This is a genomic window from Agrobacterium sp. NPDC090273 (genome assembly GCF_044772305.1).
In the GTDB taxonomy this organism is placed as follows: Bacteria; Pseudomonadota; Alphaproteobacteria; order Rhizobiales; family Rhizobiaceae; genus Agrobacterium.
This window is the reverse complement of the sequence record NZ_JBIVYN010000003.1, coordinates 220494-233319: the sequence shown is the minus strand read 5'-3', so window position 1 is coordinate 233319 and position 12826 is coordinate 220494. Positions and strand designations below refer to the sequence as shown.

Genomic DNA, 12826 nt, shown 5'->3' with positions numbered 1-12826 from the left:
GAAGAACACGGACATGACAGACGACTTTCGCATCGCCATCATCATCAACCCGGAGATGCCAGCAGGCAGGATTGCCAACACCGTTGATGCCGTTGGCATCGGGCTTGGCGCCAGCACGCCCGACCTTGCCGCAGACCGACTTACGGACGGCCAGGGACGGTCGATCGAGATCAGCTCAAACCGCCCGGTTCCTGTTCTTCAGGCAGACAGCCAGGCGATCGGAAGACTGTTGCTCAAGGCGCTGGAAACAAAACCTGAAGGCTCCGCCATAGTCCCCTTCCCGGCCTTCGCACGTACCTTGCACGCCTATGCGGACTACAGAGAGACCTTTCCCGAAAGGGATCTGTCAGCAGAGGAGATCGACGGCCTCGGAATTACCGGGCCGGCGAAATGGGTCAAATCCCTGACGGGCGCACTGAAACTGCTAAGGTAGAAGCGTAGCTCAGGCCTGCAGGACGACGACGCGGGCGCCGACAGGAACACGCGAATAGAGATCGATGATGTCGTGGTTCAGCATGCGAATGCAACCGCTCGACATGGCATGACCGATGGACTGCGGCTGATTGGTGCCGTGCAACCGGAACATTGTATCGTTGTTACCACGATAAAGATAAAGCGCACGCGCGCCGAGCGGATTGTTCGGACCGCCAGGCATGCCACCAGCGAATTTCAGATTGCGCGGATCGCGTCGCATCATATTCGCTGTTGGCGTCCAGGATGGCCATTCCGCCTTACGACCCACATAGGCATCGCCCTTCAGTGCCAGTCCCTGTCGGCCAACACCAACGCCATACCGCATCGCCCGGCCATCGCCCATGACGTAATAGAGACGGCGCGCCGGCGTATCGACAACAACGGTACCTGCTGGATGCGTCGTATCATAGGACACTTCCTGGCGGCGAAGCTCCGGCTTCACCTTGTCGAGATGCATTGCAGGAAGCGGGAACTTCTCATCCGGCTTCGCCGCATAATTGAGCCTTTGATGCGATACGCCTGAGCTTGCACAACCGGCCAACAACAGCGGTAATCCAAACAGAACACCACGACGCGAAATAGACATGTAACCCCCGCCAAGAATCTTTCGATTAACGAGGGGTATAATTTTATGGTTAACAAACCTCTAATCTACATAGGCAAGTGTTAACCGCCGGACGCCGAAGCAACAGGTTTGCGATTTGCAAGGTAGACACCCGCGACCGCAAGTACGGTCCCGGCCATCATCGCCGTCGTCAATGTCTCGCCAAACAGAACAGCCGCTTCGATGGCAGCAAGCGGAGGCACAAGATAGATCAGTGATGCGGCGCGCGACACCTGTCCCTTGCGAATAAGATAGAGCAACAAGGCAACCGCGCCGATGGAAATTGCCCCGACCGACCATGCAAGCGTCGCCAGAAGCCCCGTGCTCCAGTCGATGTGGCCATCCTCGAGCAAGAACGTGAATGGCACAGTTATCAGCAAAGCGCCGACATATTGCAGGGTCGCCACCGCCATGATGTTTCCGCCATGGACATGTTTCTTCTGGTAAAGCGTCCCGTAGGTGACCGAAACCATGCCAAGGACATTGATGGCCACAGCATAAAACGGCACCGGCACCCCGGCGGCCCCGACCGCCATCACCTTTGGTAAAACTGCGATCGCTATCCCCACGAAACCGATGACCAGTCCGGCACGCTGCGCATTGGACAATCGCTCGCCGATCACAAAAGGAGCGGCAACGGCAGTCATCAGCGGCTGCAATCCGGCAATGATACCACCGATTGCCGCCGGAACGCCTTGGCCAATCGCCCACCAGATCATGCCAAGATAGATGCCGTGCAGGAAGACGCCAGACAAAATCGCACGACCGATGTCCCTCCATCCCCGTGGCCAACTCACGCTTGCCACTTGACAGATCAGCCACAGTAAAACACCCGCCAGAGCATAGCGAAGACAGAGGAACGTCAGTGGCCCGGTATAGTGGACGGCATATTTTGCCGTCACCCACCCGGTTGACCAGAGAAAGACGAAAATGGCCGGAGCCAGACGGTCAAGAGACATGAGTGCGTTCCGAAAACCTTGTCGTAATGGCGGCTTGAACGCCGGTAACTCCGTTACAAACGAAGGTCAAAAGTCTTTTCGTGATCACATCGTTCAGTTTTTCTGATGAAACACCAACCAGCATCAGCAGAAAGCGAAAGAGCAAATTTTATGCATTCGCCCAATGGCCGCACAGTCCAGCAGCCCCTCTCCGCCCCGTCACCCGACGCAACCAATTTCGACGTGCCGCATTTATAGGCTAAATCTCAAAAATTGCTTCTTTTTTATAAGGATAGCTCGGCCACAATCCGGGAGAAAATCTTCAACCGGTGGCCTGCATAGTTCTTGCATTGCTTCTGACGTTGTATTCATATGGCAAAAAAGGGGACATCGAAGTTGGCATTTGACGAAATGATGAATGCGGACAACACGCCGCGAAACCCATACGAAAACTACAACGAGTGGTACAGCCGACAGGACAGCGCGCACCTGATCCAGAAGTCAAAAGACGCGGAAAACATCTTTCGGAAAACCGGCATTACTTTTGCCGTTTATGGCCACGCTGACAGTTCCGAGAAACTGATACCATTCGACATCATCCCGCGCATCATCTCCGGACGGGAATGGCGCAAGCTGGCGCAGGGTATCGAACAGCGGGTGCTCGCCCTCAACGCTTTCCTCGATGACATCTATCACAAGCAGGAAATCATTCGCGCTGGACGTATTCCTCGCGAACTCATTGAAAAGAATGAGGCCTTCCTGCCGGAAATGATCGGCTTTACGCCACCAGGCGGCGTTTATACTCACATCGTCGGCACGGATATCGTTCGCACCGGTGAAGACCAGTTCTATGTTCTCGAGGACAACGCCCGCACACCATCCGGTGTCAGCTACATGCTGGAAAACCGCGAAACGATGATGCAGATGTTCCCGGAACTGTTCCATGAGAACCGCGTGCAACGGGTGGAGGATTACCCCTACCTGCTGCGGCAGTCGCTGGCATCACTTGCTCCGCCCGGCTGCACCGGCAAGCCGCGCGTCGCCGTCTTGACGCCGGGCATTTATAATTCCGCCTATTACGAGCATTCGTTCCTTGCCGACATGATGGGCGTCGAACTGGTGGAAGGATCTGACCTGCGTGTCATGGACGGCAAGGTCAAGATGCGCACCACCCGGGGTTACGAGGCAATTGACGTCCTCTATCGCCGCGTCGATGACGACTTCCTCGATCCGCTGACCTTCCGTCCGGATTCCGCCCTTGGCGTACCCGGCATCATGGATGTCTATCGTGCTGGCAATATCACCATTGCCAACGCACCCGGAACCGGCATTTCCGACGATAAGGCGATCTACTCCTATATGCCGGAGATCGTCGAGTTCTATACCGGTCGCAAGCCGCTTCTGGAAAATGTGCCGACATGGCGCTGTTCCGAGCCGGACAGCCTGAAATACGTTCTCGACAACCTGGCCGACCTTGTCGTCAAGGAAGTCCACGGTTCGGGCGGTTACGGCATGCTGGTCGGCCCGACGGCCTCGAAGCGGGAACGAGCGCTTTTCGCAGAGAAGCTGAGGGCGCGCCCGGCCAATTACATTGCGCAGCCCACGCTGTCGCTTTCGACCGTGCCGATCATGGTGAAAAACGGCATCGCGCCGCGCCATGTCGATCTTCGCCCCTATGTCCTCGTTTCTGACAAGGTGAAGATCATTCCCGGCGGTTTGACCCGCGTCGCGCTCAAGAAGGGCTCGCTCGTGGTCAATTCCAGCCAGGGCGGCGGCACCAAGGATACGTGGGTACTGGAGGACTAAGCCATGCTGGGCAGGACGGCAAACGGGCTCTACTGGATGTTCCGGTACATCGAGCGTGCAGAAAACATCGCCCGACTGATCGACGCGGGCTTACGCATGTCGCTGACACGCAGTGGCACCGGCGATGAAGACTGGGATGGCGTACTGCAAAGTGCGGGCGTACGCGAAGCGTTTCTTGAAACCAACGAAAAGGTAACGGCAGTCGACGCGATCGACTACCTGCTGCGTGAGAGATCAAACCCCTCCAGCGTCATGTCCTGCATCGAGTCAGGCCGCAACAACGCCCGCATGGTGCGGACGGCACTGACGCGTGAAACGTGGGAGGCAACGAACGAGTTCTGGATCGAACTGAAAAACCTCCTCGGTCGACGTGTGAAAGCCGCCGAACTGCCGCAAATCATCGATGTCATCAAACATCGCGCCGGACTGGTGCGCGGCGCGTTCCACGGCTCGATGCTGCGCAACGATCTCTACAATTTCTCGCGCATCGGCACGTTCATCGAGCGTGCGGACAACACCGCGCGTATTCTTGATGTGAAGTATTATGTGTTGCTGCCAGGTATGTCGCATGTCGGATCATCGCTCGACAACGTACAGTGGGAATCGATCCTGCGCTCAGCCTCTGCCCACCGTTCCTACGGCTGGGTGTATGACGCAGAGTACAAGCCTGCCAATATTGCCGATTTCCTGATCCTCAACGCCCGCATGCCACGCTCTCTTGCCTATTGCTACGACAAGATCGCCAGCAATCTCAATTACATTGCAGAGGATTACGGCGAGCGGCACCAGGCTCACGAAACGGCCGAAAGCATCCGCAACACCTTGCACACGACGACGATCAATCGCGTCATGGATGAAGGCTTGCACGAGTTTCTGGAAAGATTCGTCATCCGCAACGGGCAGTTGGGGCAGGAAATCACGGAAGGCTACCGCTTCTATCAGTAAGCGCGTGGACGGGGACAGGGTATGCGTCTGAAAATCACCCATACGACAGAATATGTCTATGACGAGCCAATGCCTTATGCCTTGCAAAGGTTGCGGCTGACACCGCAGACCGGCCCTTGCCAGAAGGTCGAGGATTGGGCTGTCGCAGTCGATGGCGCGACCGTCGAAGTGACCTATGACGACCATTTCGGCAACAGGGTCTCTCTGGTGGAAACCGAAGGTCCACAGCAGCAGGTCAAGGTCGTTGCAAGCGGCATTGTCGAGACCGAAGACAGGGCCGGTGTCTACGGTTACCATATCGGCAATGCACCGCTCTGGCTTTTTCTGCGCGAAACACCACGCACCAAGCCGGGAAAGCTCATTCGCGAGCTGGTCAAGGTGAGCAATGGCGAGAGCGAACTGGCGCGTCTGCACGACCTGATGGAAAACATCCATCGCAAGGTCGAATATGTTCCTGGCGCAACAGACCCGGAAACAACCGCTGAACTGGCGCTGGAAACCGGCAAGGGTGTGTGCCAGGACCACACGCATATTCTCGTGTCTGCGGCGCGCCTGATCGGCCTGCCGGCCCGTTACGTTTCCGGTTATCTGATGATGGAGGACGTGGCAGAGCAGACTGCGACCCATGCCTGGGCGGAGGTGCACCTGGAGGGACTTGGCTGGGTCGGTTTCGACGCTGCCAACAACATCTGCCCCGACGACCGATATGTGCGCATCGCATCCGGCCTGTGCTACCGCGATTGCGCGCCTGTATCCGGCATGCGGATCGGCCAGGCCGGCGAAACCCTCAACGTCTCGGTAACCGTCCAGCAATCGCAGAGCCAGAGCCAATCACAAAGCTGACGGTGATAAAACAGTGACGGGCAAGGACGACGAAACAATCGGCTTTTACAAGCAGAATGCCGATGCCTATACGTCGACAATGCGCAACGCGAACATTCTGTATCTCGAGCCGTTTCTCCAAAAGCTGCCGTCTGGCGCAACGATCCTTGAACTTGGCTGCGGTAGCGGCCAGGACAGCGCTTTCATGCTTGAAAGAGGCTTCGACGTTCATCCGACAGATGGCACACCGGCAATAGTCGCGGCGGCACAGGCAAGACTGGGTGTTCCCGTCAGGCAACTGTTCTTTGATGAACTGGATGAAGAGGAGCGATATGAGGGCATCTGGGCAAATGCCTGCCTGTTGCACGCGCCTCGCCCCTCGCTGTCAGGAATCGTAGGCCGTATTCACCGTGCCCTGAAGCCGAGCGGCGTTTTCCATGCAAGTTTCAAGGCGGGTGAGACGGACGGCCGCGACCGGTTCGGTCGGTATTTCAATTATCCAACGCAAGAATGGCTGACGGACGCCTACATGCGGCATGGCTGGCAGGAACTGACGATCGAAACACGGCAAGGCAGCGGCTATGACAGAGAGCCGACCGAATGGCTCCATATCACAGCCATCAAGGCATAATCTATCACGACAGGACACCGCCCGGCTTATGCTAATGCGCGTGAGATCCTCCAGGAATAGCAGGCACCCGGCCGTCACGGATACGTCTTGCCCGCGCGTTCATCCAGTGTCGTATGACAAATGAATAGAGCAGGCCTTTTACCCCGTGGAACGCCTGTTCGTGTTGCCGATAAAAGGCATCAGGACTGTTGAACAGGCCAAGGTCCTGATTGATGCCAGTCTTCTGGATATAGGTGCTGCGCCCGGTCCATGTGACGGCGGGTGCGTCAAGACAATCCGTTCCCGCGCCATAACCACACAAGGATGAGCCCTGCTCCGCAAAATGCGTTTGCAGGCTTTTCAGAAACCGCGCGTCGAGAATAAAGCCTTCCAGTTCGATCCATCGATCTTCGAACCAGATCTCGACCCAACTGTGCAGAATGCTGTCAGGCGCGATGCCGTAGACGATTTCGGGCACGATACCCCGCTGCAATCCCTTGTGGATCGTGAAGCCGTGCAGACGGCATGGGATTTCCAAAGCGCGCAGCAGTGCCATCAGCAAGATGGCCTTGGTATTGCATTGCCCATAGCCGTCGGCAAGCACAGCGGTGGCAGGAATATCGTCTGCCCGATTGTAACCGAAGGCGACATCGTTTCTTACGAAGTCATAGGCCGCACCAATGCGCTCGAACGGCAACAGCATCGCCCATCCTCTTGCGGCAAGAATTGCCTGTATGCTGCGCGAGCGATAATTCAACAACGGCGTCTCCACCAGATAAGCCTTCACCTCTTTTCCTCCATGAACGCCGCCTCCATCACTTCCGACAATGGCTAGCATCTATAGCGACTAGAGGTTCAAGCCCCTTCTCAACAAAATGGTAGACGTCGTGATGAAAGGCAGTGAGACTGGCAGGAATGCAGGGAGAAAGACTATGAAGCCACTCGGCGGCATTATGGAGACAGCCATCTACGCCGATGATCTGGAGGCCGCCGAGCAGTTTTATGGTGAGGTTTTCGGACTTGAAATGGTCAGGAGGCTTCCGGGACAGTTCGTGTTTTTCCGTTGTGGGCAACAAATGTTGCTGATCTTCGACCCGGAGAAATCCCGCAAGGCGGACGAGCACAATCCCATCCCTCGTCACGGTACGGCAGGTCAGGGACATTTCTGTTTTCGGGTAAAAGACAGTAGGGAGGTCGATGCATGGCGCGATCGTTTCATCACTCTCGGCATTGCTGTCGAACATTACCATCGCTGGGGCAATGACAGCCGGTCGGTCTACATCCGCGACCCCGCAGGAAATTCGGTCGAGGTGGGCGAAGGACGACTTTGGGGCTTAGACGGAATGCCCCCCTCATAAAAAAGCCCCGCCTGTTTCCAGCCGGGGCCCTGATCGTTCATACCACCAGATCAGATCTGACGGACGGCAATCTCTTCTTCCGCATCGACGGCAAGCGGGTTTTTCAGCGCCAGGCCGAAACCAGCGGCTTCGATTTCGAATACGTCGCCCGCCTCCGGCTTCACGCCATCTGCGAAGGAAAGCGTTGCAGTGCCGAACATGTGGACATGCACGTCGCCCGGTGCACGGAACAATCCATATTTGAAATGGTGATATTCGAGGTTTGCGAAGGTGTGGGACATGTTGTCTTCACCCGAAACGAACGGCTTTTCGAAAATCACCTTGTCGCCACGACGAATGCGCGACGTACCGCGAATGTCCGAGGGCGGTGCGCCAACGCGGATTTCCGGGCCAAAGCTTGCCGGACGCAGCTTGGAATGCGCGAGATAAAGGTAGTTGATCCGCTCGGTGACGTGGTCGGAGAACTCGTTCGAAACAGCAAAGCCGATGCGGACCGGTTCGCCCTTGTCAGAGATAACGTAGATGCCAGCCATCTCAGGCTCTTCGCCACCGTCAAGCGCGAAGGATGGAGAAGTGAGCGCAGCACCAGGAGCGGCAGCAACGTAACCGTTGCCCTTATAGAACCATTCCGGCTGAACGCCCTTTTCACCGGCCTTCGGCTTGCCGTTCTCGAGGCCCATGCGGAACATTTTCATGGAATCCGTCAGGCTTTCCTCGGCGGCTTCCGTTGTCTTCTTGTGCATGCTGTCACGCGTTGCAGCGGAGCCGAGATGCGTCAGACCCGTGCCCGTCAGATGCAGATGCGCCGGGTCCGGATGCGTGATCGGCGGCAGAAAACGGCCTTCTGCATAGACCTGCTCAAGGTCGACAGTCTCGCCCAGACCATGCGCGGAAATAACATCCGCAAGGCTCTTGCCACCGTTGGCGGCTTCCATGGCAAGCGCATAAACGGATTCTGCGTTGTTGACGGCACGCGCTTCGCCGCCCTCTTCGCGAACTGCCACGACGATCTTGCCGCTGGTGTCCTTGATCTGTGAAATTAGCACGGTCATTCCTTCCTAAGGCGCTTTACGCCTGTCTCTCAAACCTGCGGCGCAATGCGCCTGCATCTTATGAAAGTGGCCGGAACCCGGCCACTTTTTTGCTTGCTAGATCGGGCTGGACAATCAGCCCTTGTTCTTGTTGTAGACGTCGAAGAACACAGCAGCGAGAAGCACGAGGCCCTTCACCATCTGCTGGAAATCGATGCCAAGACCGACGATCGACATGCCGTTGTTCATGACACCCATGATGAAGGCGCCGATAACCGCACCGGTGATCTTGCCGACGCCGCCGGATGCAGAAGCACCGCCAATGAAGCAGGCCGCGATCACGTCCAGTTCGAAGCCAACACCGGCTTTCGGTGTCGCCGAGTTGAGGCGAGTTGCGATGATCATGCCAGCCAAGCCGGCAAGAACACCCATGTTGATGAAGGTCAGGAAGTTCAGCCGCTCGGTATTGATACCGGAAAGCTTCGTCGCCTTCTCGTTGCCACCCAGCGCATAGATGCGGCGACCAATGGTGGTACGGCGCGTCACGAAGCTATAGAGCACGATCAGAGCAATCATCACGATCAGAACGTTCGGCAGGCCACGATAGGTCGACAGCTGATAGCCGAGGAACAGGATCGCAGCGGAGATGACGAGGTTCTGGGCGATGAAGAAGCCGAACGGCTCGACATCGATGCCGTGTTGTACGTTCACGGCACGACGACGCCAGGCCAGATAGAACAGAATGATCGGTGCGAGTACGGTCAGGATCATGGAAGTCGTGTTAAGACCCTCGATACCGCCGATATCAGGCAGGAAGCCGGTGCTGATGACCTGGAAATCGGCCGGGAACGGACCAATGTTCTTGCCGCCCAGCACGAAAAGCGTCAGGCCTCGGAACACCAGCATGCCCGCCAGCGTCACGATGAACGACGGAATGCGGTGATAGGCAACCCAATAGCCCTGCGCAGCACCGATGATGCCGCCGATGACAAGACAAATGAGCGCCGCGAGGAACGGGTTCATGCCCCATTGCACCGTCAATATGGCGGCGATCGCGCCGACAAACGCAACAATCGACCCCACCGAAAGATCGATGTGTCCCGCGACGATGACAAGCAGCATGCCCAACGCCATGATGACGATGAACGAGTTCTGCAGAACGAGGTTCGTCAGGTTAACCGGGCGGAACAGAATGCCGCCGGTATAAAACTGGAAGAAAACCATGATGGCGACGAGCGCAATCAGCATGCCGTATTCGCGGATGTTGGCGCGAATGTAGGACGACACGGAGATGATGTTGCTTTCTTCTTTTGTTGTATTGGCCGAACTCATGAGTTCTTCTCCCCTGAGCGCATGATAGCGCGCATGATGCTTTCCTGGCTCGCCTCTCCCTTCGGCAGTTCGGCAACGATGCGGCCTTCGTTCATGACGTAGATGCGGTCGCAATTGCCGAGCAATTCTGGCATTTCCGATGAAATCATCAGAACGCCTTTGCCGTCGGCAGCGAGCTGGTTGATGATGGTGTAGATTTCATATTTGGCACCGACGTCGATACCGCGCGTCGGTTCATCGAGGATCAGAACCTCGGGATTGGAGAACAGCCACTTCGACAGCACGACCTTCTGCTGGTTGCCGCCCGAAAGATTGACCGTCTCCTGGAATATGCCCGAAGACCGGATGCGCAGGCGCGTGCGAAAATCGCTCGCCACCTTCATCTCCCTGATGTCATCGATAACCCCCGCATTGGAGACACCGGCCAGGTTGGCGAGTGTCGTGTTGTGGAGAATGTTGTCGTTCAACACCAGACCGAGATGCTTGCGGTCTTCGGTGACATAAGCGAGACCAGCATAGATTGCCTTGCGAACCGTACTGACGTCGACGGCCTTGCCGTCCATCAGCACCTCGCCGGTGATCTTGTGGCCGTAGGACTTGCCGAACACGCTCATCGCGAATTCCGTGCGCCCCGCGCCCATCAGACCCGCGATGCCGACAACCTCGCCCTTGCGGACGGTGATGTTGATGTCGTGCAGCATCTGGCGGTCGCGGTGGTGCTGGTGATAGGCGTTCCAGTTCTTCACTTCGAGAATGGTTTCGCCAATCGGCACATCGCGTGGTGGATAACGATCTTCCAGATCGCGGCCCACCATGTTGCGGATGATGACGTCTTCGCTGATTTCTTCCTTATGACAGTCGAGCGTCTTCACGGTCATGCCGTCACGCAGCACGGTGATCTGGTCGGCCACCTTGCGCACTTCGTTCAGCTTGTGGGTGATGATGATCGACGTCATACCCTGCTTGCGGAACTCCATAAGCAGGTTCAGCAACGCTTCGGAATCGGTTTCGTTGAGCGACGCCGTCGGCTCATCGAGAATGAGCAGCTTCACGCTCTTCGACAACGCCTTGGCGATTTCGACGAGCTGCTGCTTGCCGACGCCAATGTCGGTGATGAGGGTTTCAGGCGATTCCTTCAACCCGACCTTCTTCAGAAGCTCGCGGGTACGGTTGAATGTCGTCTGCCAGTTGATGACGCCGCTCGACGCAACTTCATTGCCGAGAAAGATGTTCTCCGCAATCGACAGCAGCGGCACAAGCGCCAGTTCCTGGTGAATGATGATGATGCCGATATCTTCGCTATCGTTGATCGCGCGAAAATTACGGACGGCGCCGTCGTAGTGAATTTCACCTTCATAGGTGCCCGCGGGATAAACACCGGAAAGGACCTTCATCAAGGTCGACTTTCCAGCGCCGTTCTCACCGACGAGTGCGTGGATCTCACCTTCCTTCACTTGGAGGTTGACGTTCTCAAGCGCTTTCACGCCTGGAAACGTCTTGGTGATGTTCCGCATTTCGAGAATGGTATTGGCCATATCGCAATCCAGCGCCCGATTAATTCCGGGGTTTTTATTTTTATGGAGAGCGGGGAAAGCTGCAAGCCTTCCCCGCGATTGTCAGATTATTTCAGCTGGTCTTCGGTGTAGTAACCACCGTCAACGAGCACCTGCTTGTAGTTGTCCTTGGTCACGGCAACCGGCTTCAGCAGGTAGGACGGAACAACCTTGACGCCGTTTTCATAGGTCTTGGTGTCGTTGACTTCAGGCTCTTTGCCTTCCATCAGCGCGTTGACCATGTTCACGGTAACCTTCGCCAGTTCGCGGGTATCCTTGAAGATGGTGGAGTACTGTTCGCCAGCGATGATCGACTTGACGGACGGAACTTCAGCATCCTGACCGGAAACGACCGGCAGCGGCTGGTCCTTCGAGCCATAACCTACGCCCTTGAGCGAGGAGATGATGCCGATGGACAGACCGTCGTAAGGCGACAGAACAGCGTCGACCTTGGCGTCGGTGTAGTAAGCCGAAAGCAGGTTATCCATACGAGCCTGGGCCGTTGCCGGGTCCCAACGCAGCGTACCAACCTTGTCCATGCCCGTCTGGCCGGACTTTACGACCAGCTTGCCGCTGTCGATGTAAGGCTGAAGAACGGACATAGCGCCATCGTAGAAGAAGAAGGCGTTGTTGTCGTCCGGAGAACCGCCGAACAGTTCGATGTTGAACGGACCCTTGCCATCCTTGAGGCCGAGCTTGTCGACGATCGAAGTCGCCTGCAGAACGCCAACCTGGAAGTTGTCGAAGGTTGCGTAGTAGCTGACGTCGCCGCTGTTACGGATCAGGCGGTCATATGCGATGACCTTGATGCCCTGCTCGCCAGCCTGCTTGAGAACGTCCGAAAGCGTCGTTCCGTCGATCGAAGCAATAACCAGGACCTTTACGCCCTTGGTGACCATGTTTTCGATCTGCGAAAGCTGATTCGGGATATCGTCGTCTGCGTACTGCAGGTCCGTGGTGTAGCCAGCTTCCTGCAACTGCTTGACGATGTTGTTGCCGTCATCGATCCAGCGCGCGGAAGACTTGGTCGGCATGGCAATGCCAACGGCACCCTTGTCTTGTGCGAAAGCCGGCGCAGCAAACGATGCTGCACCGATGGCACAAGCCGCCAGCAACGAAATAATGGATTTCATTAACTCTCTCCCTTGAACCCTTATCTCTGGCGCCCGCATGCTGCGGCGCACCACAAAATCCATGCCATGAAAGAGAGAAGCCGCCCGGTGGCTCAATCCTTTTCGCAAATGCGAAACAGGTCCACTTGCCGCTCCTCCCCGGCATTCCCGCAAACTGTTCCGAATCCATATAACTGTCAAATAGAATAAATCAGTTTACCTATATCAATTTTGATATATT

13 protein-coding genes are annotated in these 12826 nt (G+C 56.5%); 6 read left to right on the top strand and 7 right to left on the bottom strand.

Translation table 11 applies throughout. From position 1 onward, the window contains the following. Nucleotides 1-13: 13 nt before the first annotated feature. On the top strand, nucleotides 14-433 hold the full coding sequence (locus tag ACIQT8_RS10405) for a DUF2000 domain-containing protein (protein WP_400964989.1): 420 nt from the start codon (nucleotides 14-16) through the stop codon (nucleotides 431-433). 9 nt (nucleotides 434-442) lie between these two features. On the opposite strand, the gene ACIQT8_RS10400 is transcribed toward ACIQT8_RS10405, so the two are convergent. Together ACIQT8_RS10400 and ACIQT8_RS10395 are read right to left on the bottom strand one after the other, a co-directional pair. Beyond that, nucleotides 443-1060 (bottom strand): L,D-transpeptidase, encoded by a 618-nt coding sequence (locus ACIQT8_RS10400; RefSeq protein ID WP_262523166.1) that lies wholly within the window; start codon nucleotides 1058-1060, stop codon nucleotides 443-445. An 80-nt stretch (nucleotides 1061-1140) separates the two neighbouring features. Then, nucleotides 1141-2037, bottom strand: a complete 897-nt coding sequence (locus ACIQT8_RS10395; RefSeq protein WP_400964988.1) for a DMT family transporter — start codon at nucleotides 2035-2037, stop codon at nucleotides 1141-1143. 375 nt (nucleotides 2038-2412) lie between these two features. Between ACIQT8_RS10395 and ACIQT8_RS10390 the strand changes: the two genes are divergently transcribed. Genes ACIQT8_RS10390 through ACIQT8_RS10375 form a run of 4 tightly spaced genes read left to right on the top strand, consistent with a single transcriptional unit; the run spans nucleotide 2413 to nucleotide 6220 of the window. Then, entirely contained in the window at nucleotides 2413-3822 is a 1410-nt protein-coding gene (locus ACIQT8_RS10390) for a circularly permuted type 2 ATP-grasp protein (RefSeq protein WP_178340860.1), read from the top strand. Between the two features lie 3 nt (nucleotides 3823-3825). After that, nucleotides 3826-4767 carry an alpha-E domain-containing protein gene (locus ACIQT8_RS10385; RefSeq protein ID WP_138791185.1) on the top strand — a complete coding sequence of 314 codons (942 nt, stop codon included), beginning with the start codon at nucleotides 3826-3828 and terminating at the stop codon, nucleotides 4765-4767. A 21-nt stretch (nucleotides 4768-4788) separates the two neighbouring features. Beyond that, on the top strand, nucleotides 4789-5610 hold the full coding sequence (locus ACIQT8_RS10380; protein WP_400964987.1) for a transglutaminase domain-containing protein: 822 nt from the start codon (nucleotides 4789-4791) through the stop codon (nucleotides 5608-5610). A 13-nt stretch (nucleotides 5611-5623) separates the two neighbouring features. After that, the gene (locus ACIQT8_RS10375) at nucleotides 5624-6220 is read left to right on the top strand and encodes a class I SAM-dependent methyltransferase (protein WP_400964986.1); all 597 of its coding nucleotides are present in this window, start codon (nucleotides 5624-5626) and stop codon (nucleotides 6218-6220) included. A 31-nt stretch (nucleotides 6221-6251) separates the two neighbouring features. Here the strand turns inward: ACIQT8_RS10375 and ACIQT8_RS10370 are convergent, their stop codons facing one another. Beyond that, nucleotides 6252-6986 carry a transglutaminase family protein gene (locus ACIQT8_RS10370; protein WP_400964985.1) on the bottom strand — a complete coding sequence of 245 codons (735 nt, stop codon included), beginning with the start codon at nucleotides 6984-6986 and terminating at the stop codon, nucleotides 6252-6254. Between the two features lie 145 nt (nucleotides 6987-7131). Here ACIQT8_RS10370 and ACIQT8_RS10365 point away from each other — a divergent pair, with 145 nt between their 5' ends. After that, entirely contained in the window at nucleotides 7132-7557 is a 426-nt protein-coding gene (locus tag ACIQT8_RS10365) for a VOC family protein (RefSeq protein WP_400964984.1), read from the top strand. Nucleotides 7558-7607: 50 nt separating this feature from the next. Here the strand turns inward: ACIQT8_RS10365 and araD1 are convergent, their stop codons facing one another. From araD1 to chvE, 4 genes are all read right to left on the bottom strand, one after another. After that, on the bottom strand, nucleotides 7608-8603 hold the full coding sequence (gene araD1, locus ACIQT8_RS10360) for an AraD1 family protein (protein WP_400965405.1): 996 nt from the start codon (nucleotides 8601-8603) through the stop codon (nucleotides 7608-7610). A gap of 120 nt (nucleotides 8604-8723) precedes the next feature. Further along, nucleotides 8724-9920: a sugar ABC transporter permease GguB gene (gene gguB / locus ACIQT8_RS10355; protein ID WP_262523172.1), complete on the bottom strand. Its 1197-nt coding sequence runs from the start codon at nucleotides 9918-9920 to the stop codon at nucleotides 8724-8726. Beyond that, nucleotides 9917-11455: a sugar ABC transporter ATP-binding protein GguA gene (gene gguA, locus ACIQT8_RS10350; protein ID WP_400964983.1), complete on the bottom strand. Its 1539-nt coding sequence runs from the start codon at nucleotides 11453-11455 to the stop codon at nucleotides 9917-9919. The genes gguB and gguA overlap by 4 nt, the downstream gene beginning before the upstream one ends. A gap of 86 nt (nucleotides 11456-11541) precedes the next feature. After that, on the bottom strand, nucleotides 11542-12606 hold the full coding sequence (gene chvE / locus ACIQT8_RS10345; protein ID WP_138791192.1) for a sugar ABC transporter substrate-binding protein ChvE: 1065 nt from the start codon (nucleotides 12604-12606) through the stop codon (nucleotides 11542-11544). Nucleotides 12607-12826 lie beyond the last annotated feature (220 nt).

Bases quoted from the DNA above. Each gene is read 5' to 3' on its own strand.
- ACIQT8_RS10400 (WP_262523166.1), bottom strand. From the start codon at position 1,060: ATGTCTATTTCGCGTCGTGGTGTTCTGTTTGGATTACCGCTGTTGTTG.
- gguA (WP_400964983.1), bottom strand. From the start codon at position 11,455: ATGGCCAATACCATTCTCGAAATGCGGAACATCACCAAGACGTTTCCA.
- gguB (WP_262523172.1), bottom strand. From the start codon at position 9,920: ATGAGTTCGGCCAATACAACAAAAGAAGAAAGCAACATCATCTCCGTG.
- ACIQT8_RS10365 (WP_400964984.1), top strand. From the start codon at position 7,132: ATGAAGCCACTCGGCGGCATTATGGAGACAGCCATCTACGCCGATGAT.
- ACIQT8_RS10380 (WP_400964987.1), top strand. From the start codon at position 4,789: ATGCGTCTGAAAATCACCCATACGACAGAATATGTCTATGACGAGCCA.
- ACIQT8_RS10395 (WP_400964988.1), bottom strand. From the start codon at position 2,037: ATGTCTCTTGACCGTCTGGCTCCGGCCATTTTCGTCTTTCTCTGGTCA.
- ACIQT8_RS10385 (WP_138791185.1), top strand. From the start codon at position 3,826: ATGCTGGGCAGGACGGCAAACGGGCTCTACTGGATGTTCCGGTACATC.
- chvE (WP_138791192.1), bottom strand. From the start codon at position 12,606: ATGAAATCCATTATTTCGTTGCTGGCGGCTTGTGCCATCGGTGCAGCA.
- ACIQT8_RS10405 (WP_400964989.1), top strand. From the start codon at position 14: ATGACAGACGACTTTCGCATCGCCATCATCATCAACCCGGAGATGCCA.